This window comes from Bradyrhizobium sp. (assembly GCF_052389815.1).
Lineage (GTDB): Bacteria > Pseudomonadota > Alphaproteobacteria > Rhizobiales > Xanthobacteraceae > Bradyrhizobium.
Window position 1 is genome coordinate 1 of sequence record NZ_JBQTHN010000232.1, and the last position, 25,535, is coordinate 25,535.

The window sequence follows — 25,535 nt, forward strand, 5'->3', positions numbered from 1 at the left end:
TACTGAATCGGACGCGGTTGATCGCTGAGTTTTGCCCTGATTTGGCTGAGAAGCGCCCCATGAAGGCGGTAATGCGGCCCAGAGCGGGCGTGACAACGCGCAGAACGCGCAAAATCGCACTCCCGTCCGCCCGCTTGGCAAAAAATGCGACAAAGTCGTTGAAGCCGAGGATGTTCAGCACTCGGGTGAGGTTGTAGCAGAGCGCCATCAGGCTCCACTCGCCGCGGACTTTTGCGAAGCCACGGACCAGGAAGTGGCGATAGCCGGCACGGCATTTCAGCGTGCCGAAGGGATGTTCGACGAGGCAGGCGCGTTGGCGCATCAATCCGCCGGTCCCTTCCATCCGCGCCCGGTGACGGTCGATGACATCTTCGTGCTGCCAGCGATAGATGGTGCGAATGTTCGACTTTTGACTCAAGCACTGCTCGCGCAAGGGACAAACCTTGCAGACGGATTTCAGGCTGACATAGCGGATCTCTTGCCGGCCACCGGGGCTGGTCTTGATGCCGTTCATCGGCCTCAGCTGCGCGCCCGCCGGACAGCGATAAACGTTGGCCTCGGCATCGTAGCTGAACGCTTCATGGGTGAAGCGGCCTTGCGCCTCCAGGCCCCCTGTTCGCTTGGGTGGCGGGACGTAGGGGACAATGCTGCCTTCCTCGCATTCCTTGAGTGCAGCGCCATTGTAATAGCCGGTGTCGGCGACCGCCTGCAGCGTCTTGGCTCCCAGCACCTCTCTTGCGGCTTTGGCCATCTCGTAAAGCTGGCCCGTATCGTTGCCGTCGTTGACGACTTCGCTCGCAACGATCAGCTTGTGCTTGTCGTCAACGGCGATCTGTACATTGTAACCTGCGACGGCATGGCCTCTTTTCGATAGAATCCGGGCGTCGGCATCCGTCGTCGACAGCTGGGTCTCACCGCTGTCCTTTAGTTGATCAAGATCGGCCTGGACTTTCACACGTCGGGCCATCAACGCTGCGAGCTTGTCCGCAACCGAACCGCCATTCCGACTGCCGCCATCCTGGTCCCCAGGCGAATGCGACTCTTCGGCGGCATCATTCGACTCCAGCGCGCTGCCATATTCCTCGATGTCGCGCTCGATACTCGCAAGTTGCTCCGCCAGCCGCTTGCGCGTCTTGATGCTCGCCTTGCTGGCGTCGCCATGGAAGAAGGCGCCGTCGATCGCCACCAGCTCGCCGCCAAAAAGGTTGAGCTCGCGCAGCAGAAGCACAAATTCCCGGTTCGCCGCCTTGAGCGCCGACCAATTGTCCTGGCGGAATTTGGCAATCGTCCGATAGCCGGGCGTCAGCCCCTTCAGCAGCCACATCAGCTCCAGATTGCGCTGCGCCTCCTGCTCGAGCCGACGTGAGGAGCGAACCCTGTGGGTGTAGCCGTAAAGATAGGCCTTCAGCAGGTCCGCTGGATGGTAGCTGGGCTGTCCGGCCCCGATACCACCACCGGCATGCCGGAACCCGAGCTTCTCAAAATCGAGCGCACAGACATAGGCCTCGATCGCTCGGACCGGATTGTCCGGCCCGACATAATCCTCAACACGAGCTGGCAAAAGGCTCAGCTGTCCCCGGTCTCGTCCGGTCTTATAGGTGCGATTCGTCATGAGAAGAATCGTACATCGATCCAGAATCTAGCGAACAGAATTCTTGCCCAGTCTCGGAGCGTGCCCACCTTGCTCGACGTGCTCGCGAAGGTGGGCACGGCGCAAGAGCGCCTTTGCCCACCCTACGCAGTTGCTACCTCGGACTACGTCGCGTAATCCGGCTCCTTGCGGTCGAGGATGCGCTTCAGCGCTGCGAAGTGCCGCTGCGCCGGCGTCGGGCCCTGGTAGAGGTGATCGTCCATGTAATCGCGCTTGGTCTTCTCGACCACCGGCGTCGGCAGCTGCTTCAGCCGTTGCCCGGTCCACATCGCGTAGATCTGCACCTGCGCCGCGCGCTCGACGTAATAGAGCTTGTCATAGGCTTCGGCGACGGTGGAACCTGTCGTGGTGATGCCGTGATTGGCCATGAACAACACGCTCTTGTTGCCGATCACGCGGGCGAGCCGCGCGCCTTCGGCCGGGTCCATCGCCGGGCCGGCATATTCGTCGTCATAGGCGATGGCCTCGGAGAGGCCGACCTCGGTCTGGCCGATCTCCTTGATTCGCGGATCTTCGAGCCGCGTCAGCGCGCTGGCATAGGGCATGTGGGTGTGGAACACGGCCTTGGCCTGCGGCAGCGCCTTGTGGATCGGAGCGTGGATGCAATAGCAGGAGCGCTCGACGTCGCCCTCGCCGCTCTTCACCTCGGCATCGTCGATGCCTACCTCCATAAAGGTCGAGGCGGTCACCTCCGACCAGTGGGTGCCGAAGGGTATCTGGTAGTAGCGGTCGCCCTGCCCGGGAACCACGAGGGTGAGGTGATTGAAGATTCCTTCCGAGAAACCGTGCATGTAGGCGAGGCGATGCGCGGCCGCGAGATCGACCCGCGCCTGCCACTGCTCGTCCGACACGTTGTCGCGAAGCGATTTCGGCGAAACCCTGAACTGCATGCGCGTGCTCCCGTAGGCTTGTTGTTATGAGGAGAGTATAGCGCAATTGGCGCGCCTCGTGGCTGAATTCGAAGCGGGTGAGGTATCCGGAAAGCGCGGCACGACCGCACTCGTCCCGGCGAAAGCCGGGATCCATAGCCACCGAACCCCGTGAATGGAGCAAGCTGGAGCTCCAGCTTGTTTCAACAACAAACGCCTGTGGTTTCGGGCCCCGGCGTTCGCCGGGGCGCCACCAGCGCCGCCGACCGCGCCACCGCGCCGGCGATCATGGCGACAGCAGTCGCGGCGGCATACACCGCAACGAAGGAGCCGAAGCGCGGGCCCTTCTCCTGGCCGAGCAGCACCTGGTAGAGCATGTTGAACCAGTCGAGCGAGACGCCGGGGCGGCCGTCCTTGCCCTTCTTGACGGGATCGAGGAACGGCTCGCGGCGGCCGATCTCATAGACGACGTTCTGGATGTCCTCGGCCGAGGCGCCCGGCTGCAAGTTGGCAAGCGCATCGCGCAGATCCTGCAGCGCCACGCGCTCGCCTTCGGTCGGCTCGCGGAACTTCTTGGTCGGCGCGACGAAGTCGCGGTAGTAGTTGATGGCGTAGTTCACCATCGCGTCCAGCTTCGGATGCGTCTGCGGCGTGACGCCGGGGCGATAGCGGCCGATGAAGCCCCACAGCGTCTCGGCGTTCTCCGCATTCGACGACGACACCAGCGTCAGCAGCATCTGGAACGTCACCGGCATATCCACCATCGGCGGATTGCCCGAGTGGATGTGCCACACCGGATTGGCCAGACGCTGCTTGGTCTCCTGCTTCGGGTATCCCTCGATGAACTGCTGATAGTCGTCGACGTTGCGCGGAATCACATCGAAGTAGAGGCGCTTTGCCGCCTTCGGCTCGCGATACATGAACAGCGACAGCGATTCCGGCGAGGCGTAGCGCAGCCATTCGTCGATGGTCAGGCCGTTGCCCTTGGACTTGGAAATCTTCTGGCCGTGCTCGTCGAGGAAGAGCTCGTAGTTGAAGCCTTCCGGCGGCGTGCCGCCGAGCGCGGAGCAGATCTTGCCCGACAGCTTCACCGAATCGATCAGGTCCTTGCCGGCCATTTCATAGTCGACGCCGAGCGCATACCAGCGCATCGCCCAGTCCGGCTTCCATTGCAGCTTGCAATGCCCGCCGGTGACGGGAAGCGTGACGCGCTGCTTCGTCTCGGGATCGTCGTAGGAGACGGTGCCGGCCTTCGCGTCGTGATCGACGATCGGCACGTAAAGCACCTGGCCGGTGCGCGGGCAAATCGGGAGGAACGGCGAATAGCTCGCCGCGCGCTCCTCGCGCAGCGACGGCAGCATGATCTTCATAACGGCGTCGAGCCGCTCCAGCATGCGCAGCAGCGCGGCGTCGAACCTGCCCGACGTGTAGTATTCGGTGGAGCTGGCGAACTCGTAGTCGAAGCCGAAGGCGTCGAGGAAGGCGCGCAGCCGCGCGTTGTTGTGCGCGCCGAAGCTTTCATGCGTGCCGAAGGGATCGGGCACCCTGGTCAGCGGCTTGCCGATGTTCTGCTCGAGCAGCTCCTTGTTCGGCACGTTGTCCGGCACCTTGCGCAAGCCGTCCATGTCGTCGGAGAAGGCGAGCAGGCGCGTCTTGATCTTGTCGTCGGTCAGCACGCGGAAGGCATGACGCACCATCGTGGTGCGCGCGACCTCGCCGAACGTGCCGATATGCGGCAGGCCGGACGGGCCGTAGCCGGTCTCGAACAGCACCTCGTCCTTCGGTTTCTTCTTCAGCCGCGCGACAATCGCCTTGGCCTGCTCGAACGGCCAGGCATTGGATTGTTCGGCGAGCGAACGAAGATCGTTGGGGGTGGCGAGTTCGGTGGTGGACATCTAGTCAGGCTTTCTCCGGCAAAACAGGCCGTCTTGTTAACACAATCGTCATTGCGAGCGAAGCGAAGCAATCCAGCTTTCTTTCCGCGGTGAAATGGATTGCTTCCGCCTTCGCTCTCCGAGCTTCGGCGGACTCCCAGCCCGGCGTAGCTTGCGCAGCAAGCGTAGACGGGTCGTCGCTGCGCTCCTCGCAATGACGGGAAACATCCGTCAAAACGGGCTGATCGAGAAATAGCGCAGCCACAGGTCGGTGTAGCGGCCTTTTTCCCAGACCCGGAACAGCGCCCAGTTCAACGCCTGGCGCAGCAGGTCGTTGCCCTTGCGCACGGCAATGCCGACGCCCTCGCCGAAATAGCGGCTCTCGACGAACGGCCCGCCGGAGAAGGCGCAGCACTCGGCCGAATCCGTGCCGTTGATCCAGAAGGCAAGCGAGATGGCATCACCGAAGATCATGTCGACCTCGCCGCGGCGAAGCGCGATGCGTAGCGCGTCGTCGCCGGTGAAGGGCTTTATTTCCGCGTCCGTGAACATGGCCTTCAGATACGCCTCATGCGAGGTGCCGGCTATGGCGCCGATCCTCTTGCCTTCCAGATATTCCGGACGCACTTCCCTCATCACGTCCTCGCGCCGCGACACGAAGCGTGCCGGCGCGCGGTAGTAGGGATCGGTGAAATCCAGGCGCGTGCGCAGCTGCGGCGTCACCGCCAGCGAAGCGATGATGGCATCGCCCCGGTTGGAGGAAATGGCATCGACCAGCGTCTCGAAGCGGCGCATCTGGATGGTGCAAGTGATCTTGATCTCGTCGCACAATGCGCGCGCCAGGTCGACGTTGAAGCCGGCCGGGTTGCCGTCGGGCCCGGTGAAATTGAATGGCGGATAGTCGGTCTCGGTGAGGAAGCGGATCACGGTGATGCGCGACAGGTCCGGCCTGTCCGGCCGCCGCCGCGGATCCCAGAAGCCGGGCACCGCCTGCGGCGCGGCCTCGGTCTTGGGCGTGGCCGGCGGCTGCTGCGCCCTCGCCCCGTCACTCGGTCCTGCCGCCAGCGCAGCCGCGAACGCTCCGGCGAGAATGGCCGAAGTCGGGCGCAGGCGAAACGGCGAGGCAGTCAAAACGGGCATTACAAGGCGAGCTGTCCGGAATTCGGGGCCTTATAGACCATCCCGGGGGCGAAGCGAGGGCCGCATCGATAAAAATCCGGCCTTACAGATAGCGTTTGAGGTCCGCCGCGGCCTCTTGCGGCGTCCGCTTCATGTTGAAGGGCGCCACGAAATTCCCGTCGCGATCCATCAGATAGACCAGCGCGGTGTGATCCATGGTGTAGTCGCCGTCCTTCAGCGGCACCTTCTTGGCGTAGACGCGATAGGCGGTCAGCATGTTTGCCACCTGCTCCGAGTTGCCGGTCAGCCCCTTCAGATGCGGGTCGAAGCTCGACAGATAGTCCTTCATCGCTCCTTGCGTGTCGCGCTCGGGATCGACGGAGACGAAGAAGGCGTTGACCTTGTCGGCGTCCTTGCCCATCGCGCGCAGCACTTCCGAGATATCGAACAGCGACGTCGGGCAGACGTCGGGGCAATGGGTGAAACCGAAGAAGATCAGGGTCGGACGGCCCTTCATGTCCTTTTCGGTGACGATCTTGCCGGACTGGTCGGTGAGCTGGAACGGACCGCCGATCGCGGCGGGCGCGGCGACCTTCCGCAAATCGCCCATCAGCCAGGTCATCAGCAACAGCCCGACGGCGAGGCTCGCCGCAAAGGCCGCGATGATGACGACGGGGCGCCGGAGCTGTTCCATCGGAAACTCACCCTTTCAGAAGCAGGCCGCGATGCCGGCGGTGATCATCTCGAAAAACACCGTCGTGCCGTAATACATCCAGAGCACGGCCGCAGCCGCGACCGCCATCGCGCCGAGCACCGCCGCGCCCCAGACGATCGCCGACGCTGCCCGCGCCTTCAACGGGGGCACGCTCAAGACGCCATTTGGGGCTGAAACTGGACGGGCCATGGCCTTCAGATAGGCCGAGTTCCACGCACGGGCAAGCGGCGAGAAGGCGCCGCCGATCACGTCGTCCTGAAGCGATTTAGCGCTGGGAAGCCGCGGCCGGCTTGTTGGCGGAGGCCTGGGCGTCGAGATAGCAGGGCTTGTACATCGCCTGCAGCGCCTTGCCCCGGAGGAAGATCATCTTCGGGGTCAGCCCGCCGCGCGCAGCGATCCAGCGCTTGATCGGCGCGGGATACATCGAATAGAGCATTTGCGTGGCTTCGGCATTGGTCACGGCGCGGCCATTGGCGCCGAAATCCCAGGCGGCATGGAAGCCGAGATTGGCGGCCGAGGTGACGCAGATGCGGTCATGGGGAACCGCGCCCAGCACGATGGTGCAGGCCGAAGCGCACAGCCCGTCGATGATGACGGTCTCGCCGGAGGAGCGCAGCCCCTGATACTTGTCGACATAGGTGCCGATACGGCCGCCGCGGTCGTCGGCAATTCGCACCACTGCGTGACTGGCGCCCATCCCTGCCAGAAGGAGAACCGCCGCAAGCAAACCAGTCACGAACTTCATGCGAAGCCCCCAGCCCCAGTCGAAACCGTCGAAACCGAATCTGAATGTTCTTGTGATGCCGACCGTCACAGCGTGTTGCCGAACGGCATTTTTGTCCAGCGCGGCAGCCTCTGTCGAAACAAATTCAAATACAGTGTTGCAACGGCGCTGCACCGGAGGCGGCAAAAGGTCCCAAACTGGAACAGTTAACAAATCGTTTCGTGGCGTGGCCGCCACAGGCAAGTGGCTTTTGCCGTTGACCGCGGCGAAAGTGGCGGGCTTCATGCCCGGGAGATGCGGGGGAGGAAACGATGGCTGCTGATGCTGACGTAATCGTGGTCGGCGGTGGCCTGGCGGGGCTGGTGGCGGCCACCGAGATCGCCGATGCGGGAAAGCGGGTGATTCTGCTGGACCAGGAAGGCGAGCAGAGCCTCGGCGGCCAGGCCTTCTGGTCGTTCGGCGGGCTCTTCCTGGTCGATTCGCCGGAACAGCGCCGGCTCGGCATCAAGGATTCGTACGACCTCGCCTTGCAGGATTGGATGGGCGCCGCGGGCTTCGATCGCGAGGAGGACCTGTGGCCGAAGAAATGGGCGGAGGCCTATGTCGGCTTCGCCGCCGGCGAGAAGCGCGGCTGGTTGCGCGCGATGGGCCATCGCATCTTCCCGGTGGTCGGCTGGGCCGAGCGCGGCGGCTATGACGCGATGGGCCACGGCAATTCGGTGCCGCGCTTTCACGTCACCTGGGGCACCGGGCCGGGCATCGTCGAGCCGTTCGAGCGCCGCGCACGCGAGGCGGCCAGGAGCGGCAAGCTGATCTTCAAGTTCCGCCATCGCGTCGACGCGCTCAGCCTCACCAACGGCGCGGTCGACGGCGTCAGCGGCGTGATCCTGGAGCCCGATAACGTCGAGCGCGGCAAGAGCTCGTCGCGCAACGTGATCGGCGAGTTCGCATTGCGCGCGCAGGCCGTCGTCGTCGCCTCCGGCGGCATCGGCGGCAATCACGATCTGGTGCGGCAGAACTGGCCGAAGCGCCTCGGCGAACCGCCGAAATTCATGATCTCGGGCGTACCCGAACATGTCGACGGCCGCATGATCGGCATCACGGAAGCCGCCGGCGCGCGGCTGATCAACCGCGACCGCATGTGGCACTATGTCGAGGGCATCCAGAACTGGTCGCCGATCTGGCCCAGGCACGGCATCCGCATCCTGCCCGGCCCGTCCTCGATGTGGTTCGACGCCACCGGCAAGCGCCTGCCCGCGCCGTTGTTCCCCGGCTCCGACACGCTCGGGCAGCTGCAATACATCATGGGCACCGGCTACGATTATTCCTGGTTCATCCTCACGCAAAGCATCATCAAGAAGGAATTCGCGCTGTCCGGCTCCGAGCAGAACCCGGACCTCACCGGAAAGAGCTGGCGCATGACGCTCAGGCGCGCCACCAACAAGGGCGCGCCGGCGCCGGTGGAGGCCTTCAAGCAGAAGGGCGTCGATTTCATCGTGCGCGACAAGCTCGAAGGTCTCGTCGCCGCCATGAACAAGCTCGCCGGCAGCGACCTCCTCAAGCTCGACCACATCAAGGCGCAGATCGAGGCGCGCGACCGCGAGATCGACAATCCCTATGTCAAGGATGCGCAGGTGATGAACCTGCACAATGCGCGCCGCTATATCGGCGACAAACTGATCCGCACTGCAAAGCCCCACCGCATCCTCGATCCCGAGCACGGGCCGCTGATCGCCGTGAAGCTCAACATCCTCACCCGCAAGACGCTGGGCGGCTTCGAGACCGATCTGGATTCGCGCGTGTTCGGCCAGGACGGCAGGATCGTTGCGGGCCTCTATGCGGCCGGCGAAGCCGCCGGCTTCGGCGGCGGCGGCATGCACGGCTATCGCTCGCTGGAAGGCACCTTCCTCGGCGGCTGCCTGTTCTCCGGCCGCAATGCCGGGCGGGCGGCGGCGAAGGCGGTGGGTTGAGCCGCGGCGGATCGGTTGATCCGCCGGTCTCTCCGTGCTGCAATGGCAACGTGCCTTTGGCCTGCGAGCCGTGGATGATCCGCTTCCTCGCCCTGCTGCTTGTCCTGACCTGCGCCAACGCCGCGGCGGCGGAGACGATCGCGATCGGCGGCACGACGCGCAAATACGCCCTCCGGCTGCCCGATACCAAGCCGGCACCGCTGGTCATCGTGCTCCACGGCAACACCCAGTCCGGCGCCGACATGATCACGCGCACGGCGTGGCCGGCGGTGGCCAAGCGCGAAGGCTTTGCCGTGGTGTTTCCGGACGGGCTCAACCATTCCTGGGCCGATCTGCGCCCCGTCAACCTGCGCGCCGGCCGCGTGCCGCCCCACGGCACCGACGACGTCGCCTTCATCGCCAAGCTGATCGAGAGGCTGGTCGCCGACGGCAGCGCCGATCCCAAGCGGATCTATGTCACCGGCATTTCCAACGGCGGCGCCATGACCATGACGCTCGTTTGCAAGCGCGCCGATCTGTTTGCGGGTGCCGCCAGCGTCGCCATGAGCCTCACCGACCAGTCCGCCAATCCCTGCCGTCCCGCGCGGCCCGTGCCGATGCTGATGATGAACGGCACTGCCGATCCACTGGTGCCGTTCAAGGGCGGTCGCGGCACCAGCCGCTTTGCGGTGGACCGCTTCTGGCCCGCAGAGAAGACGCTCAGCTTCTGGCGCAGGAACAACGGCTGCGAGGCCAAGGACGCCGCGATCGTCGAGCTCGACGACGCCGATCATGGCGATCGCTCGACCGTGACGCGGATCGAGTCGAAATGTCCGCCCGGCCGCGACGTCGTGCTCTACCGCGTCAATGACGGCGGCCATCGCATGCCCGGCAGCCCCGACGCCCGCTTCCCGCGGCTTGCCAACACCTTCCTCGGTCCGCAGAACCGCGACATCGACGGCGCCGAGGCGATCTGGGCGTTCTTCAAGAAGTCTCCGTAAGACCACGGCTGCGATTTGCGCAGTGGCGCCGCGAGGCGCGCTGCGCTAACAGGGGCCGCCTTTCCCAAGGAGTTAAAGAAAATATGAGCATTCAGCGTTTCGAGACCGGCCCTCGCATGAGCCAGGTCGTGGTGCACGGCAATACCGTTTATCTCGCCGGTGTCGTCGCCAACAAAACCGCCGGCGGCAGCGTCGCCGACCAGACCAAGGAGATCCTTTCCATCATCGACGGCCATCTGGCCAAGGCCGGCAGCGACAAGACCAAGCTGCTCTCGGCCAACATCTACATCACGGACATGAAGAACTTTGCCGAGATGAACGCGGTGTGGGACGCCTGGGTATCGCAGGGCAACACGCCGGCCCGCGCCACGGTGGAAGCGCAGCTCGCCGCGCCGCAATACAAGGTCGAGATCATGGTGGTCGCGGCGAAGTAACGATCGCGGCAAGAGGGCCGCGCTGGCGGGACATGGCGCGGTCCGGGTGACCGCGACCTACGCCAAGGCCGCCTGCGCGGTCGCCCGCGCTGGAGGACCTCTGAATTTTTCTGCGATAGCTCGGGAACCTTCATCCTCCCTTCGCATCCAATGGTCAGCCAACCCATGTGACAGCGAAGCCATCATGCGCCAGGTCCCCATTCCCCAAATCGTCTCCACCGGCCCGGATGACGCCGGGCTGGTCCGCCGCGCGCTCGCCCGCGACGAGGCGGCGGTGCGCGCGATCATGCAGGCGAACAACCGCAGGCTCTATCGCCTTGCGCGCGGCATCCTGCGCAACGATGCCGAGGCCGAAGACGTGGTGCAGGACACCTATGTGCGCGCCTTCACCCATCTCGAGCAGTTTCGGGGCGATTCCAGCCTTTCCACCTGGCTGTCGCGGATCGCGATGAACGAGGCGCTGGGGCGGCTTCGTCGCCAGCGACCCGGGGTCGAATGGTCCACGCTGGAACAGAGCGCGCCGCAGGCGCAGGTCATTCCCTTCCCCCTCGCCTCGTCGGACGATCCGGAAAAATCCATGGCCCAGCGCGAAATTCAGCAAGTCGTCGAGCACGCGATCGATGAACTGCCCGAGCCGTTCCGGCTGGTCTTCATCACCCGGGTGATCGAGGGCATGAATGTCGAGGAAACCGCCGAGATCCTCGGACTAAGGCCGGAGACGGTGAAAACCCGCCTGCACCGCGCCCGCAACCTGCTGCGCGACAACGTGGAACGGAAGATCGGCCCGGTGGTGATGGAGGCGTTTCCGTTCGCCGGCAAACGCTGCGAGCGGCTGACGGAAGCCGTGCTGACGCGGCTCGGCTATCGCGCGTAAAAACTCCGGAACCTCTGCGCCGCTACTCCATCCAACGCCTGTAAACAACAACCGCCCGCGCTTCGCGCCCGGCGTCACAGGAGTGTCCAGCATGTTCATTCGATTGAGCGCGGCAATTGCCGCGTTGAGCTTCTTGAGCGGCGCCGCCTTGGCGCAAGCGGCAAAGCCGACCGATCCGCAGATCGCCCATATCGCCTACACCGCAGGGGTGATCGACATCAACGCCGCCAGGCAGGCGCTGAGCAGAGCGAGCAACAAGGAGGTGAAGGCGTTCGCGCAGGACATGGTGCGCGACCATGAGGCCGTCAACAAGCAGGCGCTCGACCTCGTCAAGAAGCTGAAGGTCACGCCCGAGGACAACGACACCAGCAAGACGCTGTCGAAGCAGGCCGCCGACAAGCTCGCCGAGCTCAACAGGCTGAAAGGCACCGAGTACGACAAGGCCTATGTCGCCAACGAGGTTGCCTATCACAAGGCCGTCAACAGCGCGCTGGAGACGCAGCTGATCCCATCGGCAACCAATCCCGAGCTGAAGAGCCTGCTGCAGACCGGCCTGAAAATCTTCCAGGGCCATCAGCAGCACGCCGAGCACGTGGCAGCCAGCCTGAAGTAAAGGAGGAATCCCATGTTGTCGTGGCGGCATGTCGTACTTGCTTTCGCGCTCGGCGTAGTGGCCGTCCCGGCGCATGCGGAAACCATCCGGATCGTGATTCAGGACCTGGTGTTTGCGCCGTCGGAGGTCTCGGCGAAAGTCGGCGACACCATCGAATGGGTGAACAAGGACGTGTTCGCCCACAGCGCAACCGCGGGCAACGGCGACTTCGACGTCAATCAGCCGCCGAAGAAGACAGTCACTTCGGTGCTGAGCAAGGCCGGCACGGTGGAGTATTATTGCCGCTATCATCCCAACATGAAGGCGGTGCTGAAGATTTCACCGTAACCGATGGCATGACGTCCGAGGTAATCGATTGGCCGCCGCTCCCGTCGGATAGTCCGGATCAGCCGAACGATCCGGCTTTCGAAGGGAGATGAGCAAATGACCGACGTCAAACAGGTTGCCCACCGTTATATCGAGCTCTGGAACGAGCGCGCGCCGAACCGCCGCCGCGAGATGCTGGCCGCAAACTGGACCAATGATGCGAGGTACGTCGATCCGCTGATGTCCGGCGACGGCCATGACGGTGTCGAGGCGCTGATCTCGGGCGTGCAGCAGAAGTTTCCGGACTTCAAATTCACCCTGATCGGCGAGCCCAACGGCTTCGGCCAGCATATCCGCTTCTCCTGGGGCCTCGGCCCCGAGGGCGCCGACAGCCCGATCAAGGGCACGGATTTCGCCGTGCTGAGCCAGGACGGACGCATCAAGAGCATCACCGGCTTCCTCGACCAGGTGCCGCAGGGCGCGTGATGCGATAGGCGAATGGCCGAGGGCGGATCAGCGCAAGCGCCATCCGCCCTCTCTCTCTGCCAATCGCGGCGGGCAAGCTTTGCTAGTGGCCCGTCCTGCGAATCAATTCATCCGCCTCTGGCGCGGTGGGTGCGGCGAAGCGTGTCGTCCAATGATTTCTCTGTGTCGGACAATTGTTCCGACCGCAGTTGCAGCGCCTCTGTCATGGATTCCAGTACATACCCAAGCGCCTCACGCGCCTCTCGATCACTGACTTTTCCAATTTCGTCCTTGATTGCCTCGAGACGTTGCCGTATCGCACCGATGTTTTGGCGCAACGTCACGCATGCGCGCTTCGTCTGGGCTATTTGCCGCCTGACCTCGCTGAACGGAAACTCGACGATATCGGCAGTTAAGCCGGTCGTCTCGCCCGAAACCTCAAGCACTCGAAAATCCGGGCTCATCGGCCTTCCCTTTCTTTCCCAGGCGGCAAACATGTCCATCCCCCGTCACGCGGCGCGGACCGTTGCCAGGAACTTCTCGACCTCGAGCTTGAGTTTAGCGCTGTCGTTCGACAGTGTTTGCGCCGATGTAAGCACCTGACTTGATGCCGAGCCCGTTTCGGTCGCGCCACGCTGCACGTCGGTGATACTCGAAGCCACTTGCTGGGTGCCTTGTGCCGCCTGCGTGACGTTGCGCGAAATCTCCTGGGTCGCCGCACCCTGCTCCTCGACCGCGGATGCAATCGTCGACGATATCTCGGAAATCCGGCCGATGGTTCCGCTAATCTCCTTGATTGCGATCACGGAGTCCTGGGTCGCCGTCTGCATAGCCGCAATCTGGTGGCTGATCTCGCCGGTTGCCTTGGCGGTTTGCTCCGCAAGCGCCTTGACCTCTGAGGCTACCACCGCAAAGCCGCGCCCTGCTTCTCCCGCCCGGGCCGCCTCGATAGTGGCATTGAGGGCCAGGAGATTGGTCTGACCTGCGATGCTGTTGATCAGTTCCACGACATCGCCGATGCGCGTTGCCGCCTGCGACAGTGCGTTGACGCGGTCATTGGTCCTCTGCGCTTGTTCGACCGCCGAACCGGCAATTCCGGCGGCTTCCTGCACCTGACGGCTGATCTCGGTGACGGAGGCGCTCATCTCTTCGCTGGCAGAGGCCACTGACTGAACGTTGGTCGATGCCTCCTCGGAAGCGGCAACGACCATGATGGATAGCTCCTGGGTGCTCTCGGCGGTCTTGGTCAGCGTATTGGCCGCGGCCTCCAGTTCGGTCGATGACGATGACAGCGTCTCGATGATCTCTCCGACCGCGCCTTCGAACCTGCCGGCCAGCTCGTGCATGTCCGCCTTGCGTTGCGCAGCGGCGCGCGCTTCCGACTGCGCCTGCTCGGCGCGCAGGCGGTCCGCTTCGATCATGTTGTCCTTGAACACCTGGACGGCACCGGCCATGTCACCGACCTCGTCGCTCCGCCCGACCCCGGGCACCGTGACGGATGTGTCGCCGGCGGCGAGCTTGCCCATGGCGACGGTCATTCCCTGGACCGGCGTTGCGATGGCGCGCGCCGTGAGCAGGGCGATCGTTGCGCTGAGGGCTAGGCCGGCCGCAAGCAGTCCCCAAAGCACCTTCGTGAGCAGCGAGATGTCGGCCTCCACCTCGTGCTGCCCTTGGGCCAGCATTTTCTTCTGATTCGTCTTGATGCCGCCGGAGCGCGTGCCGTCCGCGCCCTTTGGTCCATCAAGCAAGTCCAGAATCTTCAGCGCGCGAGGTGCAGCCTCAGTGACCAGGACATCGACCGGAGCGTTCCATCCCGGGGACTCCCGCAAGGAGAATATCTTCCGAGACAGGCCCGCAAATTCGTCCCGTGCCCGCGCCGTCTTGTCGAACGAAGCCAGCTGCGAGCCGGTGAGGAGCGCCTTGTGCGCGTTCACGGCAGCGAGGCCTTTTTCGAACAGCTCAAACGGCTTGTCGAATTTCTCTTTGTCCGCCTTGTCGCCGGACAGGAGATACATGCGGAGGTAAGCCGTCGCGGCGGAAAAATTGCCCCGCGTATCGGCCATCGCCTTGAGCAATCGCTTCCGTTCAGGCGTTGCCTCGAGGCCTTCCTCCTCGTTGATCATCCGGGTGATCTCGGCAAAGATCGCTTCGGCGCGCGGCGCCGCTTCAGTGACCAGGAGCTTCGTCGCGGGATAGGCATCAGGGGTGAAGGCGACCGCTTCGGCTTTGTCCTGCGCGGCGCGGAATTCCGTGAGCAGCGTCTTGGCCTCAGTCCATTTCCGCTTGTTCTCGGGGTTGGAAAAGTGCGCCGATTTTTCGTCGAAGGCGGCAATCGTCGCCTCGGCTTCCTTCCACATCGCCGTGCGATCGGCCTTCATCTGCGGATTTCCCGTCAGCAGATACCCGCGCAACGTCGCCAGCGTGGAATAGACGTTGCCGACCAGTTCCGTACTCGCGAGCGCAACCGGCGTGCGCAGATTGCCCATGCGATTGATGATCGCGGAAACCTCTCCAACGGAGAATACAGTGTATCCGACCGATATCGCGAAGACGGCACAGACGGCCGCAAAGCCGGCAATCAGCCGGCCACGGAATCGAAGATTCAATTTGAAAGACATATCAGGGCCCCTCCTGGCGATTCATTGCGAGAAACGTTTTGCAGATTGCACTTGGATATGACGCCGCTTTGACACGGCAACTGGCGATACGGCCCACCGACTAGAGCCTCGATCGAGAAAGGTGGCGGGATTCCGCCACTGCGTGGTCGATGGTGTGCGTTACGAGAATGCTTCGCCCGCGCGCGGCAATTGTTGCGCTCCGCATGTCCTGCTCCCGTGCGTCTATGTGTGGGAACAACGTGAGCGAAAACATTTATGATGGCGTTAAGGAAAAATTATCCAAGTTGTCCCGCCCACGCGTAAAAAGTTGCGTTCCTGCACAAAAGAAGATCAGGGATTGCGACGGGTCCACAAATTTTGCGCACATCGTCTCATCGATCGAAAAATCTTCTCAAGACATGAGCCGCTGGGAACGGCTGATGATAAAGAAAAATGAGAGCGCCTATCGCGGACGGACACCTGGTTTGCCGACCGGCGAAAATAAGAACTCGATTCCCGCCTCCGAAAGTGTCTTGCGCAGCAGGCTCATCGCCTCGTCGGCCATCGGTGGAGCGCCATCATACTCCTCGAGCCGGCGAATGACGGCGGCAGAAATCCCGCTTCGCCCGGCCAGATCTTTCACCGACCAATTCAACATGCCGCGGGCCGCGCGTAGTTGCGCACCGGTAAGCCTGGATGCCGCCGCGTTGTTGCTCAAGAGTTTCTCGTGGTGCACGTCGATGGAAATGCCCATCCACTCCCGAATTCCATTGTCGGGATCCGTCACGGGCACCGCCATGCACCTGAACCATCGATAGGTGCCATCAGGTTGCCGCAGCCGATGTTCGACATTGTAGGGCCGCCCAGTCTCGGCTGACGCCACCCATTTTCTGACAGCCGTGTCGCGGTCCTCTTCCGGGAGCAGATCCACCCAGCCCCTTCCAAAGAACGGATGAGCTTCCTGCGCCTGCTCTGCATTCGGTAGCGCCGTGATCCTCCCCTCCGAGCTGGCGATCCACAGCAACCCGCCCGTGACGCGGATCAGCGCACCGTAGCGTTCGGCATCAAGCTTGAACGACTGCAGCGACTTGCGCCGTTCGGTGATGTCGACCATCACGCCAAGCGCACAGGCGGGCTGGCCGGCTGCGTCCAGTAATACCTCCGTCTGGTTATGCACCCAGCGCAACACGCCATTTGGCCTGATAATGCGAAATTCACCTTCGAGCAGCGAGCGATCGAGCTTCGGTTCGCCCGGAATGCGTGTGTGACGGCGATCGTCGGGGTGAATTCTCCGAATCACAGCGGCGTATGAGGGAGTAACATCATGCCGCTCCAACCCCAGCAACGCGTAAAGCCCTCGCGACCACTGCATCTGGCCGGCTGCATCGCAGAGCCAAACGCCGGTCCCAAGCTTTTCTTCAACGAAACGAAATACTTCCGATGGGCCAAGAAGCCCCTCGAGCTGAAGCAACATCATACCCCAATTGCAAATATCTGCTGCCTAATGGCCAATCAAGAACGAAGTTCTCGCAAATCAGATAAACTCCAGATTGCATATGCGACCTGATACTTGTTTGCTGCAAATCAATTCGCGCAAAAGTTGCCGGCAGGTTGGCAGGTCTGCCATGCCTGCGCTTTGATCTTCGAGAGAGAGCGAAGCTTGCCGGTCGAATTTCTGATCGAGAGATACCGTTCCGCGGCAGCCGTGCCCGCCGTCGCCGGTGCTTCCGCAGCCGAAGGTGTGATGGTAGTCTTCCCGAAACATCACGGGGAGGAAAACCATGAAGGCCGACGCCTTCAGGGAGCAGGCCATTCGCGACATCATGCCGGCGGTGCTGGCGATCGGGCGGGCTTCGTTTCCGCAGACGCTGATCGGCGCGCTGCGGCGCATTGCCGATGTCGGTCATTGCATGGTGTTCTCGTTCAGAGGCGAACGCTCGTCGCGCTGCCTGCTCGATGCCGGCAATATCCCGATCGGGGGCGACCTCGGCGTGGCCTATTCCGGGCATTTCTTCCTGTCCGACCCCAACCGCGATGCGATCTTCGAAGGACAGGCCGCCCCCGCGCCGGTGCTGCTGCCGACCTTTGCGCGGCGGATGTACAGCGACAGCTACCGCAAGATGTTCTTCGAGGACTCCGACATCGTCGACAAATGCGCGACCGCGATCTGGGTCGAGGACACCTGCTTCTACGTCAATTTCTACCGCATCACCTCGCAAGGCGGGTTCAGGCGCGAGGAGGTGCAACGGCTGATGGCGGTGGCGCCCGCGGTGAGCGCCGCGGTGGCGCGGCACTTCCAGCATGCGGAAGCGGCTGACGGCGATCCGGCACAGCGCCTGAAGCTGTTGTTCGCAAACGCCGCGCCATTCGCCGCGCTGACCGGGCGCGAGAAGGAAGTGTGCCTGCGCATCCTCTCCGGCTTCAGCTCCGAGGCGATCGCATCCGAGCTCGGCATCAGCCTGCATTCGGCGCTGACCTATCGCAAGCGGGCCTACGAGAAGCTCGCCATCTCCTCGCAGAACGAGTTGTTTGCGATCGTGCTGCGCCTGATGGCCACGCGCAGCCTGAACTGAGCACCGTCCCCATCCATGGGGACAGACGAGGCCGGCCGCGCCGGGCTATGCCTGCGGGCAAAATACCCGAGGACACCTCTTGAGCACCGCTCCCCGCATCGACATCGATCCCGCCGCATTCTGGCAGGACCCCTATCCCACGCTGGCGCGCTTCCGCAAGGAAGCGCCGATCGTCGCCGTTCCGCAGCTCGGCAGCACGCTCTTGTGCAGCCGCGACGACATCTTCGTCTCGGAGAAGCAGATCGACGTGTTCTCCTCGCACCAGCCCCAGGGGCTGATGAACAGGCTGATGGGCCACAACATGATGCGCAAGGACGGCGATGCGCACATGAACGAGCGCAAGGCGATCTTCCCGGCGATCTCGCCCAAGACCGTGAAGTCGCACTGGACCGCGCAGTTCAAGGCCCATGCCGACCGTATCATCGAGGCGCTCGAAGCAAAGCCCTCGGTCGATTTCGTGCAGGCCTTCGCGCTGCCGTTTTCCGCAGAATGCCTGAAGACCATCACCGGCCTCACCAACATGCGCTTCGAGGACATGAACGCATGGTCGCAGGGCATGATCGACGGAATTGCCAATTACGCCGGCGATCCCGCGGTGGAAGCGCGCTGCCACGCCGCGACATCGGGCATCGATGCCACGATCGACGACATGGCGCCGGTGCTCGCGAAGAAGCCGGACCTGAGCCTGCTCGGCGTGATGCTGCAATCCGACATGCCGATGGAGAGCGTGCGCGCCAACATCAAGCTCGCGATCTCCGGCGGCCAGAACGAGCCGCGCGACGCCATTGCCGGCACGGTGTGGGCGCTGCTGACGCATCCCGAGCAGCTCGCGCTCGTGCAGGGCGGCGCGGTCCCGTGGCTGCAGGCCTTCGAGGAATATGCGCGCTGGATCTCGCCGATCGGAATGTCGCCGCGGCGCATCGCAAAGCCATGGCGCATCCGCGAGGTCGCGTTCGAGCCGGAGGAGCGCGTGTTCCTGATGTTCGGCTCCGCCAACCGCGACGAGAAGCATTTTGCCAACGCGGAAATCTTCGACATCAGCCGCGATGCCTCCAAGAGCATCGCCTTCGGCGCCGGTCCGCACTTCTGCGCCGGCGCCTGGGCCTCCCGCGCCATGGTCGCCGACGTCGCGCTGCCCGCGATCTTCGCCCGGCTGAACAACCTGCGCCTGGTCGACCCGCCGCGGATCGGCGGCTGGGCCTTCAGGGGACTGCTCGATCTGTCGGTGACGTGGGACGGCTAGTGCGGGGCGCTGCGGGGGCTGGACACAAGATCGCGAAAACAACCCCATGCAAAGTAGGAATCGCCCCTTTAAGGCGGAGAGTTGGCTGGTCCGACCATTAGCGCCGCAGCGCCGTCGCCAGCCGCACCGCGACGGCGGCCTGCCACACCGGATAAAGGAAGGATGTCCGGTCGAGCCCGAGCGAGGTGTCGAGCGCGAGCAGGCTGCCGGCGACCGCTCCGGTGACCAGCATCGGCATCCATGCCGCGGCTTGTCGCGGGCTTGCCGGCAGCCGCGCGATCCCCAGCGCCATCAGGCCGGCGCCGACCAGCCCGCCGGTGAGGCCGGCGAACAGGCTGCGCATTACTTTGGCGGCGCCCGCCATCTGGCCGTCGATGAAGATCGCGGCATTCACCGCGCCGACGAAGGCGACCATCGTGACGATCGCCGCCACCAGCGCCGCCCATGGCGGATTGGCGCTGCGCCATCGCACCACGAAGAACACCACCACCGCGAACGGCAGCGCCAGCAACGCCAGCCGCAGCATGCGCGGCGCGCCGGTGAGCAAGTCGATCGCGTCCGGCAGCAGCGGCGTCAGCAGGCCGCTGACGAGACCGCCGACGGCGATCTTCAGGAGGTCGTTGCGGGAAGTGCCGGAGGTGATTGCGTGGGTCAAGGTCGCCTCGGTCGATGGCCTCTCTTCTTTCCTTGCGGCGCTACAGAAGTTCGGCGAATTCTTCGACGGTCAGGCCGGTCTATCGAATGATCGAGCGCAGCGTTCCGGGTTTCAAGTCTCGCCCGCCATGAACCGGGACAGTTACCGTTCTCGCCGGGTCCCCGGGATAAACGAGTACGTGATGACTACCGACAATCCGATTGACGACGAAACCCGTGCTCATGAGCGCCTGGATGACACGCTTGCCGTTGACTACCGGCAGCCGTCCACCGCCCATTTCAGGCGGCCACCGTCACATGACGAATTTCGGGTCGGGCATCGGACGGGGGCGCCATTCCTTGTTCCCGCCGATATTCGAGGATTGCACGGATGGCCTCCTCAGCATTGGCAAGCGCTTCCTGTTCGGTGTCGCCTTCTGTCACGACCTCGGGCAGCGCCGGAACGAGCACGGTAAATCCACCGTCTTCCTGAGGCTCGAGAATGACGGAATAGCTGTAACTTGCCGCCATGATCTGGCTCCTGTGCGCCCGTAATCGTATCAAATCTACCAAGCCGGTCAAATGAGTGAGCGACTTGGACAGGCCCTGATTATTCTGCAATGGACTGGAGCAGACGAAGGGAATCGAACCCTCGCGATCGTGGCGAGCCAACGCCGCCCCACACCCGGATCGGCGCTGCAGCAGCGGGCCACCAGCACCGCGAACGGGGACCACGACCAGCATCGGCCGTAGCTCCTTTCTAATGCGACGCCTCCCACGGCCACAGTCGAGCAGCGTGTCGGATGCTCACGATCAAAAGCTCCTCGGCGCTCCGGTTGACCGAGTAAAACAGCCCGTAATGGAATCTGCGGATGTACGTTCGACGAACGCCGGGGTACTCGGTCTCTTGCGCCGACAGCGGGTGCTCGACAAGCTCGGCGATCGCGTCATCAATGATGTCGGCAAAGGCCGGCGCAAGGTGAGGCGCGTGTTCCAACAAATAGTCCACGGCTTGGCTCGCGACCGGCCGTCGCCGTATAGCGAACCTTCATTGGCGCCGCGAACGAGCCTTGTCGAAAATTGCTTTAATGTCTTTGTCGCGGGCAAAGCGTCCCGCGCGGGCATCGGCCATCCCTTGCTCGACCGCCTTCCGTTCGTCTTCGGAGAGACGATAGACACCGCTCCGCCGCGCCTCAATCTCCGCGGCCACCTCGGCAAGCTCCTCCTGATCCTCTTCGGGCCAAGCGGCTACTCGCTCCAACAGTTTCTTGGTGTCAGGACTCATGGCTCGTATATAGCACAGCGCGGCATTTTTGCCATGTCGCGTTGCCTCCGCCCACCTCGCGTATGCCTCAAAATATTGGAGCGGGCGAAGGGAATCGAACCCTCGTATGCAGCTTGGGAAGCTGCCGTTCTACCATTGAACTACGCCCGCGTTCGCCTCCCTTGATTAGCCGAGACCGCGCGATCCGCCAAGCGGCTTCGCGATTGAGAGACATCCCGGCCGGCCAACATTGCGGCACGGTTGGCACGGCCGGCTGGTTGTCGCTCCTTTGAGCGTACGATGCAGTCACATCGAGAACCTGGACCTCGTCTCCCAAATGCTCAGCGCGGAACGCTCGATCCGGTAGCTCGGTTGCATGGTCGAGGTGACGATGGCGGACGAGTCCGCTCTCGAGCAAATCGTTTCAAAACATGCGACGAAACGTCGGGCGGCAGATCGTCGCACGACGGGTTCGAATCTGAACGTACGTTCAAGCACTTATCCTCCATTTAATGTTCGATGCCGGAACGTGCGTTGGCCAGTCCCGTTGTCGCTGCACACCTGGATTGGAGTGCACGATGAACCTGGATTGGAGTGCACGATGAAGAAGACGATGATCGCAATCGCTATCGGTGCCGCGGCCTTGATGGGCGGCTCGGCTGCGAATGCCGGAAGCGCCGATGCGGCCAAATCGACCACCGCAAAATCGGCAACCGATGTGAGCCAGTCGACCGATATCAGTTCCCGGCATCGGCACTGGCGTTACCATCACGGCCTGCGCCGCCATCACTTCCACCGCCACGGCTACTACCGGCACTATCGCCCGCACTACTACAATAGCTACGGCTATTACGGGCGGCCGCATGGCTATTACGGCGGCGGCCCCGGCATCAGCTTCAGCTTCGGCAGCGGCGGCTACCGCGGCTGGTATTGAACAGCAAGAAGCCCGCAGCGATGCGGGCTTCTTCGCTTCCTCGTACTGGCCGGGCTTGTGGCCGACCATGACCAACTCCGCCGGGAGTCTCGTTTCGTTGGCTGCATTTCCGGCCAAGCTTTGAGAATCGCAGGAGCGGCCATCTATCCCGTTCCGCCCTGCCCACAGACACTTCCGCCACGGCCTACGCTATCCTTAACCGAACCTTAAGATTCCGGATGCGCGTCTTTATGACAGTGTTATGATCCTCGCCGGGTTGGGTAGCGTAATCATGTCGGGGCACGGGTTCACAATCTTCGACAGTGCGGTCGGCCGGTGCGGCATCGCATGGGGCCATCTCGGCATTCTCGGCGTGCAGTTGCCGGAGGCCCGCGAGCTGGAAACCCGCCGCCGGATGTATCGGGTCTATCCCGAGGCGCGCGAGCAGCGCCCGCCGCCCAACACCGAAATCGCCATCGAAGGCATCGCAACGCTGCTGCGCGGCGGAAATGCCGACTTGTCCGACATCGCGCTGGATTTTTCCGGCATGCCGCACTTCAACCAGCGCGTCTACCAGCTGGTCCGCGGCATCCCGCGCGGCGAGACCCGCACCTATGACGAGATCGCCGGAGCCTTGCGCGTGCCTGGCGCGGTCCATTCGGTGGCGCAGGCGCTCGGCCGCAACCCCTTCCTGATCGTCGTGCCCTGCCATCGCGTGCTGGAGGCCGGCAACTATGCCGACAAGATGGCGCCCAATGCCGGCGTGATTTCCAAGCGCCGGCTGCTGACCATCGAGGGCGCTCACCCGACCGTGAGCAAGACGCTGTTCGAGGTGCTGCTGCCGCCCGTTGCCCCGCCGCGCCCGCATAACTAAATCTAGTAGATGAACCGCAGGACGCTGTTTCAGGGCAACCGCATTTCGGTGGCCGAATTCCGCTGCACCGCGGGACCGGGCGACAAGCCGTATCCGGAAGAATTTCCTACCCATTCGATCTCCTATGTGCGCAAGGGCAGTTTCGGCTGCCATTGCCGCGGCCGCTTCCACGAACTGGTTGCCGGCTCGATTCTGGTCGGCTTCCCCGGCGACGAATATGTCTGCACTCACGACCACGTCGTCGGCGACGAATGCCTGTCGTTTTTCCTGGCGCCTGACCTCGTCGACGCGATCGGCGACGCCGCGACATGGCAGGTCGGCTCGGTGCCGCCGCTGCCCGAACTGATGGTGCTGGCGGAGCTGGCGCAAACGGCAGCAGATGGCAGCAGCGATGTCGGGCTCGACGAGGTCGGCCACCTGCTGGCCGCGCGGTTTGTCGAAGCGGTGTCCGGGCGCAAGGCGAGGAAGCCGACCTCGAACCTGCGCGACCGCCGCCGCGCGGTGGAAAGCGCGCTGTGGATCGACGCCAACTCGCACAAGCCAATCGCGCTCGACGACGTCGCCGACCAGGCCGGCATCAGCCCGTTCCATTTCCTGCGGCTGTTCTCGCAAGTGCTGGGCGTCACGCCGCACCAGTATCTGCTGCGCTCGCGGCTGCGTCATGCCGCGCGCCGCTTGGCCGACGACGACAGCCCGATCACCGACATCGCCTATGACGTCGGCTTCGGCGATCTCTCCAACTTCGTGCGCACGTTCCATCGCGCGGCCGGCGCCTCGCCGATGCGGTTCCGCCAGGCCTCAAGACAAGGTTCTCTGGGCGACCGCAAGATTTTCCAAGATCGCCTTGCGCTGAACTGAGAGGGTGGCTCCACGGCGCGCGGCTTTGCGCGCCATCGACTGGAGAACCCCATGTACGACCATATCGGCCTGCGCGTCGGCGACCTCGATTCCGCCGTTCGCTTCTACACCGCAGCCCTCGCCCCGCTCGGCTTCGTGCTGTGCTCGCAAGGCGACGGCTATGCCGGCTTCGGCCCGAAGGACGCGCCGGCGCTGTGGCTGCACCTGCACAAGGGCGGGAAGGCCACCGGCGCGCATGTCGCGTTCAGCGCGAAGGACCACGACGCGGTGAAGAAATTCCACGCCGAGGGCCTGAAGGCCGGCGGCCGCGACAATGGCGACGCGGGCCCGCGCAAGGATTACAGCCCGACCTACTACGCCGCGTTCCTGATCGATCCCGACGGCAACAATGTCGAGGCGGTGTGCGCGTAGCGGATCGTAGGGTGGGCAAAGGCGCGTCTTCGCGCCGTGCCCACCTTCATCATCTCAGTCGTGTCGGTGGGCACGCGGAGCCTGTCATCGGGCGCGCATTCGCGCGACCCGTTGGCTTTGCCCACCCTGCAAATTCTCAGGAGAATCCCCATGGCTTCCATCCACAAAGAGATCGTCATCGACGCGGACCCTGCTTACGTCTGGGACGCGCTGCGCGATTTCGGCGCGCTGCATACGCGGCTGGTGCCGGGCTTCGTCACCGACACCAAACTCGACGGCGATGCGCGCATCGTCACCTTCGCCAACGGCACGGTGGCGCGCGAGGTGCTGGTCGCGTGCGACGACGCGCGCCGGCGGCTGGTCTATGCCATCAAGAGCGAGCGGCTGATACAGCACTCGGCCTCCGCCCAGGTGTTTGCCGAAGGCGACGGACGCACCAGGTTCGTCTGGATCGCCGACGTGCTGCCGCACGAGTTCGCCTCCTACATGGAAGGGCAGATGGAGCTCGGGCTTGCCGCGATGCAGAAGGCGCTCGGGCGCAAGGTGGCCTGAGCGCTCGCGTCGGCGCGGGCGGCCCCTCTGCCCGCGCCGGTTGTCCACATCGCTGTGTGATCTTTCTCACAGATCGACCGACTGCCCGCCCCTAGCCTCGCCCCCGTGCGTCCGCTACTGCGCCGCCTCCACTGGCGGCACGGCGCATGAGGAGTTTTGCCATGACCGGAGCTGACAAGGTGGTGTGCCAGGCGGCCGCGCTCTTGCTGCTGTTCACGCTGACGACGATGCCGGCGAAGGCCCAGTTCGCCGGCTTCGGCGGCGGGGGCGGCGGCGAGGACATGATGACGACGATGGCGCCGATGCTGGAGATGATGAAGGCGAAGATGGGCAAGCGCCGCTTCGCCATGATGATGCAGACCATGGGCCCGATGATGAGCCGCATGATGGAAGGCGGCGGCATGGGCGGCATGATGGGAGGCTTTGGCGGCTTCGGCGGCATGACGGGCGGGGGCTATGGCGGCGGCTACGGCGAAGGCTATGTCACGAACCCGGGCGGCTACGGCGGCATGATCCCGGGCGGCATCGGCGGTTATGGCGGCATCGGCGGTTACGGCGGCGGCGACATCATGGGCATGATGGGCGGCATGGGCGGCATGGGCGGCGGCGAGATGATGAGCATGATCCCGCAACTGATGCGCATGGTGAATGTCGGCGGCGGCCGCGGCATAAGGCGGGTGAAGCGGAGATAAGACTCTCTCCCGTCATTGCGAGGAGCGACAGCGACGACCCGTCTACGCTTGCTGCGCAAGCTACGCCGGGCTGGGAGTCCGCCGAAGCTCGGAGAGCGAAGGCGGAAGCAATCCATCTCTCCTCGCGGGGATAGATGGATTGCTTCGCGGAGCCTGTCATCCGGCGGCGCTTCGCGCCGACCGGGTGGCTCGCAATGACGGAGACTAAGACACCGCCGCCTGCACCTTCATCGGCGCGGGCTTCGGTCCCCAGCGCGTGAACACGACGCTCAAGCTGGAGAGCACGCCGAGCATCACCATCGAGCTTGCCGCCAGCACGAAGAAGTTGCCG

The 25,535-nt window shown here is 63.8% G+C and carries 31 protein-coding genes and 2 tRNA genes; 15 read left to right on the forward strand and 18 right to left on the reverse strand.

What is annotated here, in order from left to right; translation table 11 throughout:
* From ACT4OC_RS30550 to ACT4OC_RS30580, 7 genes are all read right to left on the reverse strand, one after another.
* The coding region (locus ACT4OC_RS30550) for an IS1182 family transposase (protein WP_444842790.1) at positions 1–1,612 on the reverse strand (1,612 nt) is incomplete at its 3' end.
* A 143-nt stretch (positions 1,613–1,755) separates the two neighbouring features.
* The gene (locus tag ACT4OC_RS30555; protein ID WP_444842791.1) at positions 1,756–2,541 is read right to left on the reverse strand and encodes a class II aldolase/adducin family protein; all 786 of its coding nucleotides are present in this window, start codon (positions 2,539–2,541) and stop codon (positions 1,756–1,758) included.
* Positions 2,542–2,723: 182 nt separating this feature from the next.
* A complete protein-coding gene (locus ACT4OC_RS30560; RefSeq protein WP_444842792.1) occupies positions 2,724–4,415 on the reverse strand; it encodes a lysine--tRNA ligase in 1,692 nt (563 codons plus the stop codon).
* Between the two features lie 210 nt (positions 4,416–4,625).
* Positions 4,626–5,534 (reverse strand): transporter substrate-binding domain-containing protein, encoded by a 909-nt coding sequence (locus ACT4OC_RS30565; protein ID WP_444842793.1) that lies wholly within the window; start codon positions 5,532–5,534, stop codon positions 4,626–4,628.
* 82 nt (positions 5,535–5,616) lie between these two features.
* Positions 5,617–6,207: an SCO family protein gene (locus ACT4OC_RS30570; protein WP_444842794.1), complete on the reverse strand. Its 591-nt coding sequence runs from the start codon at positions 6,205–6,207 to the stop codon at positions 5,617–5,619.
* Positions 6,208–6,222: 15 nt separating this feature from the next.
* Positions 6,223–6,378, reverse strand: coding sequence for a hypothetical protein (locus ACT4OC_RS30575; RefSeq protein ID WP_444842795.1), 156 nt, complete (start codon positions 6,376–6,378; stop codon positions 6,223–6,225).
* Positions 6,379–6,493: 115 nt separating this feature from the next.
* Positions 6,494–6,973, reverse strand: coding sequence for a hypothetical protein (locus tag ACT4OC_RS30580; protein ID WP_444842796.1), 480 nt, complete (start codon positions 6,971–6,973; stop codon positions 6,494–6,496).
* Positions 6,974–7,263: 290 nt separating this feature from the next.
* Here ACT4OC_RS30580 and ACT4OC_RS30585 point away from each other — a divergent pair, with 290 nt between their 5' ends.
* From ACT4OC_RS30585 to ACT4OC_RS30615, 7 genes are all read left to right on the forward strand, one after another.
* Positions 7,264–8,922: an FAD-binding dehydrogenase gene (locus ACT4OC_RS30585; RefSeq protein ID WP_444842797.1), complete on the forward strand. Its 1,659-nt coding sequence runs from the start codon at positions 7,264–7,266 to the stop codon at positions 8,920–8,922.
* A 74-nt stretch (positions 8,923–8,996) separates the two neighbouring features.
* Complete coding sequence (locus tag ACT4OC_RS30590; RefSeq protein ID WP_444842798.1) at positions 8,997–9,902, forward strand: alpha/beta hydrolase family esterase; 906 nt, start codon at positions 8,997–8,999, stop codon at positions 9,900–9,902.
* An 83-nt stretch (positions 9,903–9,985) separates the two neighbouring features.
* Positions 9,986–10,336 carry a RidA family protein gene (locus ACT4OC_RS30595; RefSeq protein ID WP_444842799.1) on the forward strand — a complete coding sequence of 117 codons (351 nt, stop codon included), beginning with the start codon at positions 9,986–9,988 and terminating at the stop codon, positions 10,334–10,336.
* 184 nt (positions 10,337–10,520) lie between these two features.
* Positions 10,521–11,210, forward strand: a complete 690-nt coding sequence (locus ACT4OC_RS30600; protein ID WP_444842800.1) for an RNA polymerase sigma factor — start codon at positions 10,521–10,523, stop codon at positions 11,208–11,210.
* A 91-nt stretch (positions 11,211–11,301) separates the two neighbouring features.
* Positions 11,302–11,823, forward strand: coding sequence for a DUF4142 domain-containing protein (locus ACT4OC_RS30605; protein WP_444842801.1), 522 nt, complete (start codon positions 11,302–11,304; stop codon positions 11,821–11,823).
* A gap of 12 nt (positions 11,824–11,835) precedes the next feature.
* Complete coding sequence (locus ACT4OC_RS30610; RefSeq protein ID WP_444842802.1) at positions 11,836–12,150, forward strand: cupredoxin domain-containing protein; 315 nt, start codon at positions 11,836–11,838, stop codon at positions 12,148–12,150.
* A 96-nt stretch (positions 12,151–12,246) separates the two neighbouring features.
* Positions 12,247–12,615, forward strand: a complete 369-nt coding sequence (locus ACT4OC_RS30615) for a nuclear transport factor 2 family protein (protein WP_444842803.1) — start codon at positions 12,247–12,249, stop codon at positions 12,613–12,615.
* 107 nt (positions 12,616–12,722) lie between these two features.
* Here ACT4OC_RS30615 and ACT4OC_RS30620 read toward each other — a convergent pair whose 3' ends face one another.
* The 4 genes from ACT4OC_RS30620 to ACT4OC_RS30635 form a co-directional block, all read right to left on the reverse strand.
* Positions 12,723–13,091, reverse strand: a complete 369-nt coding sequence (locus ACT4OC_RS30620) for a hypothetical protein (protein ID WP_444842804.1) — start codon at positions 13,089–13,091, stop codon at positions 12,723–12,725.
* Positions 13,092–13,103: 12 nt separating this feature from the next.
* A complete protein-coding gene (locus ACT4OC_RS30625) occupies positions 13,104–15,212 on the reverse strand; it encodes a HAMP domain-containing methyl-accepting chemotaxis protein (protein WP_444842805.1) in 2,109 nt (702 codons plus the stop codon).
* 442 nt (positions 15,213–15,654) lie between these two features.
* Positions 15,655–16,668, reverse strand: coding sequence for a PAS domain-containing protein (locus tag ACT4OC_RS30630; RefSeq protein WP_444842806.1), 1,014 nt, complete (start codon positions 16,666–16,668; stop codon positions 15,655–15,657).
* Positions 16,669–16,725: 57 nt separating this feature from the next.
* Positions 16,726–16,974, reverse strand: a complete 249-nt coding sequence (locus ACT4OC_RS30635; RefSeq protein WP_444842807.1) for a hypothetical protein — start codon at positions 16,972–16,974, stop codon at positions 16,726–16,728.
* Between ACT4OC_RS30635 and ACT4OC_RS30640 the strand changes: the two genes are divergently transcribed.
* Positions 16,973–17,764: a helix-turn-helix transcriptional regulator gene (locus ACT4OC_RS30640; protein ID WP_444842808.1), complete on the forward strand. Its 792-nt coding sequence runs from the start codon at positions 16,973–16,975 to the stop codon at positions 17,762–17,764. The two genes, ACT4OC_RS30635 and ACT4OC_RS30640, sit on opposite strands and share 2 nt — an antisense overlap.
* 79 nt (positions 17,765–17,843) lie before the next feature.
* Positions 17,844–19,007 carry a cytochrome P450 gene (locus ACT4OC_RS30645; protein WP_444842809.1) on the forward strand — a complete coding sequence of 388 codons (1,164 nt, stop codon included), beginning with the start codon at positions 17,844–17,846 and terminating at the stop codon, positions 19,005–19,007.
* Positions 19,008–19,104: 97 nt separating this feature from the next.
* Here the strand turns inward: ACT4OC_RS30645 and ACT4OC_RS30650 are convergent, their stop codons facing one another.
* From ACT4OC_RS30650 to ACT4OC_RS30680, 7 genes are all read right to left on the reverse strand, one after another.
* Complete coding sequence (locus ACT4OC_RS30650) at positions 19,105–19,662, reverse strand: hypothetical protein (protein ID WP_444842810.1); 558 nt, start codon at positions 19,660–19,662, stop codon at positions 19,105–19,107.
* Positions 19,663–19,741: 79 nt separating this feature from the next.
* A complete protein-coding gene (locus tag ACT4OC_RS30655) occupies positions 19,742–19,939 on the reverse strand; it encodes a type II toxin-antitoxin system HicA family toxin (protein ID WP_444842811.1) in 198 nt (65 codons plus the stop codon).
* Between the two features lies 1 nt (position 19,940).
* Complete coding sequence (locus tag ACT4OC_RS30660) at positions 19,941–20,171, reverse strand: type II toxin-antitoxin system HicB family antitoxin (RefSeq protein WP_444842812.1); 231 nt, start codon at positions 20,169–20,171, stop codon at positions 19,941–19,943.
* A 95-nt stretch (positions 20,172–20,266) separates the two neighbouring features.
* Positions 20,267–20,340 (reverse strand) — tRNA-Ala (locus tag ACT4OC_RS30665).
* A gap of 60 nt (positions 20,341–20,400) precedes the next feature.
* On the reverse strand, positions 20,401–20,649 hold the full coding sequence (locus ACT4OC_RS30670; RefSeq protein WP_444842813.1) for a type II toxin-antitoxin system RelE/ParE family toxin: 249 nt from the start codon (positions 20,647–20,649) through the stop codon (positions 20,401–20,403).
* A gap of 39 nt (positions 20,650–20,688) precedes the next feature.
* Positions 20,689–20,925 (reverse strand): hypothetical protein, encoded by a 237-nt coding sequence (locus ACT4OC_RS30675; RefSeq protein ID WP_444842814.1) that lies wholly within the window; start codon positions 20,923–20,925, stop codon positions 20,689–20,691.
* A 76-nt stretch (positions 20,926–21,001) separates the two neighbouring features.
* Positions 21,002–21,075 (reverse strand) — tRNA-Gly (locus ACT4OC_RS30680).
* A 430-nt stretch (positions 21,076–21,505) separates the two neighbouring features.
* Between ACT4OC_RS30680 and ACT4OC_RS30685 the strand changes: the two genes are divergently transcribed.
* The 6 genes from ACT4OC_RS30685 to ACT4OC_RS30710 all read left to right on the forward strand — a co-directional run bounded on the left by ACT4OC_RS30685 (position 21,506) and on the right by ACT4OC_RS30710 (position 25,204).
* The gene (locus ACT4OC_RS30685) at positions 21,506–21,838 is read left to right on the forward strand and encodes a hypothetical protein (RefSeq protein WP_444842815.1); all 333 of its coding nucleotides are present in this window, start codon (positions 21,506–21,508) and stop codon (positions 21,836–21,838) included.
* A gap of 271 nt (positions 21,839–22,109) precedes the next feature.
* A complete protein-coding gene (locus ACT4OC_RS30690; protein ID WP_444842816.1) occupies positions 22,110–22,691 on the forward strand; it encodes a methylated-DNA--[protein]-cysteine S-methyltransferase in 582 nt (193 codons plus the stop codon).
* A 9-nt stretch (positions 22,692–22,700) separates the two neighbouring features.
* Entirely contained in the window at positions 22,701–23,549 is an 849-nt protein-coding gene (locus tag ACT4OC_RS30695; RefSeq protein WP_444842817.1) for an AraC family transcriptional regulator, read from the forward strand.
* A 51-nt stretch (positions 23,550–23,600) separates the two neighbouring features.
* Complete coding sequence (locus ACT4OC_RS30700) at positions 23,601–23,960, forward strand: VOC family protein (RefSeq protein ID WP_444842818.1); 360 nt, start codon at positions 23,601–23,603, stop codon at positions 23,958–23,960.
* 150 nt (positions 23,961–24,110) lie between these two features.
* The gene (locus ACT4OC_RS30705) at positions 24,111–24,512 is read left to right on the forward strand and encodes an SRPBCC family protein (protein ID WP_444842819.1); all 402 of its coding nucleotides are present in this window, start codon (positions 24,111–24,113) and stop codon (positions 24,510–24,512) included.
* 161 nt (positions 24,513–24,673) lie between these two features.
* Positions 24,674–25,204, forward strand: a complete 531-nt coding sequence (locus tag ACT4OC_RS30710; RefSeq protein WP_444842820.1) for a hypothetical protein — start codon at positions 24,674–24,676, stop codon at positions 25,202–25,204.
* Positions 25,205–25,535: the final 331 nt, after the last annotated feature.

What these genes read in the sequence shown, in the direction of transcription:
- ACT4OC_RS30695 (WP_444842817.1), top strand. Translation starts at nt 22,701, where the DNA reads ATGAACCGCAGGACGCTGTTTCAGGGCAACCGCATTTCGGTGGCCGAA.
- ACT4OC_RS30675 (WP_444842814.1), bottom strand. Translation starts at nt 20,925, where the DNA reads ATGAGTCCTGACACCAAGAAACTGTTGGAGCGAGTAGCCGCTTGGCCC.
- ACT4OC_RS30555 (WP_444842791.1), bottom strand. Translation starts at nt 2,541, where the DNA reads ATGCAGTTCAGGGTTTCGCCGAAATCGCTTCGCGACAACGTGTCGGAC.
- ACT4OC_RS30700 (WP_444842818.1), top strand. Translation starts at nt 23,601, where the DNA reads ATGTACGACCATATCGGCCTGCGCGTCGGCGACCTCGATTCCGCCGTT.
- ACT4OC_RS30580 (WP_444842796.1), bottom strand. Translation starts at nt 6,973, where the DNA reads ATGAAGTTCGTGACTGGTTTGCTTGCGGCGGTTCTCCTTCTGGCAGGG.
- ACT4OC_RS30620 (WP_444842804.1), bottom strand. Translation starts at nt 13,091, where the DNA reads ATGTTTGCCGCCTGGGAAAGAAAGGGAAGGCCGATGAGCCCGGATTTT.
- ACT4OC_RS30560 (WP_444842792.1), bottom strand. Translation starts at nt 4,415, where the DNA reads ATGTCCACCACCGAACTCGCCACCCCCAACGATCTTCGTTCGCTCGCC.
- ACT4OC_RS30605 (WP_444842801.1), top strand. Translation starts at nt 11,302, where the DNA reads ATGTTCATTCGATTGAGCGCGGCAATTGCCGCGTTGAGCTTCTTGAGC.
- ACT4OC_RS30710 (WP_444842820.1), top strand. Translation starts at nt 24,674, where the DNA reads ATGACCGGAGCTGACAAGGTGGTGTGCCAGGCGGCCGCGCTCTTGCTG.
- ACT4OC_RS30595 (WP_444842799.1), top strand. Translation starts at nt 9,986, where the DNA reads ATGAGCATTCAGCGTTTCGAGACCGGCCCTCGCATGAGCCAGGTCGTG.
- ACT4OC_RS30690 (WP_444842816.1), top strand. Translation starts at nt 22,110, where the DNA reads ATGTCGGGGCACGGGTTCACAATCTTCGACAGTGCGGTCGGCCGGTGC.
- ACT4OC_RS30610 (WP_444842802.1), top strand. Translation starts at nt 11,836, where the DNA reads ATGTTGTCGTGGCGGCATGTCGTACTTGCTTTCGCGCTCGGCGTAGTG.
- ACT4OC_RS30615 (WP_444842803.1), top strand. Translation starts at nt 12,247, where the DNA reads ATGACCGACGTCAAACAGGTTGCCCACCGTTATATCGAGCTCTGGAAC.
- ACT4OC_RS30640 (WP_444842808.1), top strand. Translation starts at nt 16,973, where the DNA reads ATGAAGGCCGACGCCTTCAGGGAGCAGGCCATTCGCGACATCATGCCG.
- ACT4OC_RS30570 (WP_444842794.1), bottom strand. Translation starts at nt 6,207, where the DNA reads ATGGAACAGCTCCGGCGCCCCGTCGTCATCATCGCGGCCTTTGCGGCG.
- ACT4OC_RS30655 (WP_444842811.1), bottom strand. Translation starts at nt 19,939, where the DNA reads ATGGGCGGTGGACGGCTGCCGGTAGTCAACGGCAAGCGTGTCATCCAG.
- ACT4OC_RS30565 (WP_444842793.1), bottom strand. Translation starts at nt 5,534, where the DNA reads ATGCCCGTTTTGACTGCCTCGCCGTTTCGCCTGCGCCCGACTTCGGCC.
- ACT4OC_RS30585 (WP_444842797.1), top strand. Translation starts at nt 7,264, where the DNA reads ATGGCTGCTGATGCTGACGTAATCGTGGTCGGCGGTGGCCTGGCGGGG.
- ACT4OC_RS30705 (WP_444842819.1), top strand. Translation starts at nt 24,111, where the DNA reads ATGGCTTCCATCCACAAAGAGATCGTCATCGACGCGGACCCTGCTTAC.
- ACT4OC_RS30590 (WP_444842798.1), top strand. Translation starts at nt 8,997, where the DNA reads ATGATCCGCTTCCTCGCCCTGCTGCTTGTCCTGACCTGCGCCAACGCC.
- ACT4OC_RS30660 (WP_444842812.1), bottom strand. Translation starts at nt 20,171, where the DNA reads ATGGCGGCAAGTTACAGCTATTCCGTCATTCTCGAGCCTCAGGAAGAC.
- ACT4OC_RS30630 (WP_444842806.1), bottom strand. Translation starts at nt 16,668, where the DNA reads ATGATGTTGCTTCAGCTCGAGGGGCTTCTTGGCCCATCGGAAGTATTT.
- ACT4OC_RS30600 (WP_444842800.1), top strand. Translation starts at nt 10,521, where the DNA reads ATGCGCCAGGTCCCCATTCCCCAAATCGTCTCCACCGGCCCGGATGAC.
- ACT4OC_RS30685 (WP_444842815.1), top strand. Translation starts at nt 21,506, where the DNA reads ATGAAGAAGACGATGATCGCAATCGCTATCGGTGCCGCGGCCTTGATG.
- ACT4OC_RS30625 (WP_444842805.1), bottom strand. Translation starts at nt 15,212, where the DNA reads ATGTCTTTCAAATTGAATCTTCGATTCCGTGGCCGGCTGATTGCCGGC.
- ACT4OC_RS30635 (WP_444842807.1), bottom strand. Translation starts at nt 16,974, where the DNA reads ATGGTTTTCCTCCCCGTGATGTTTCGGGAAGACTACCATCACACCTTC.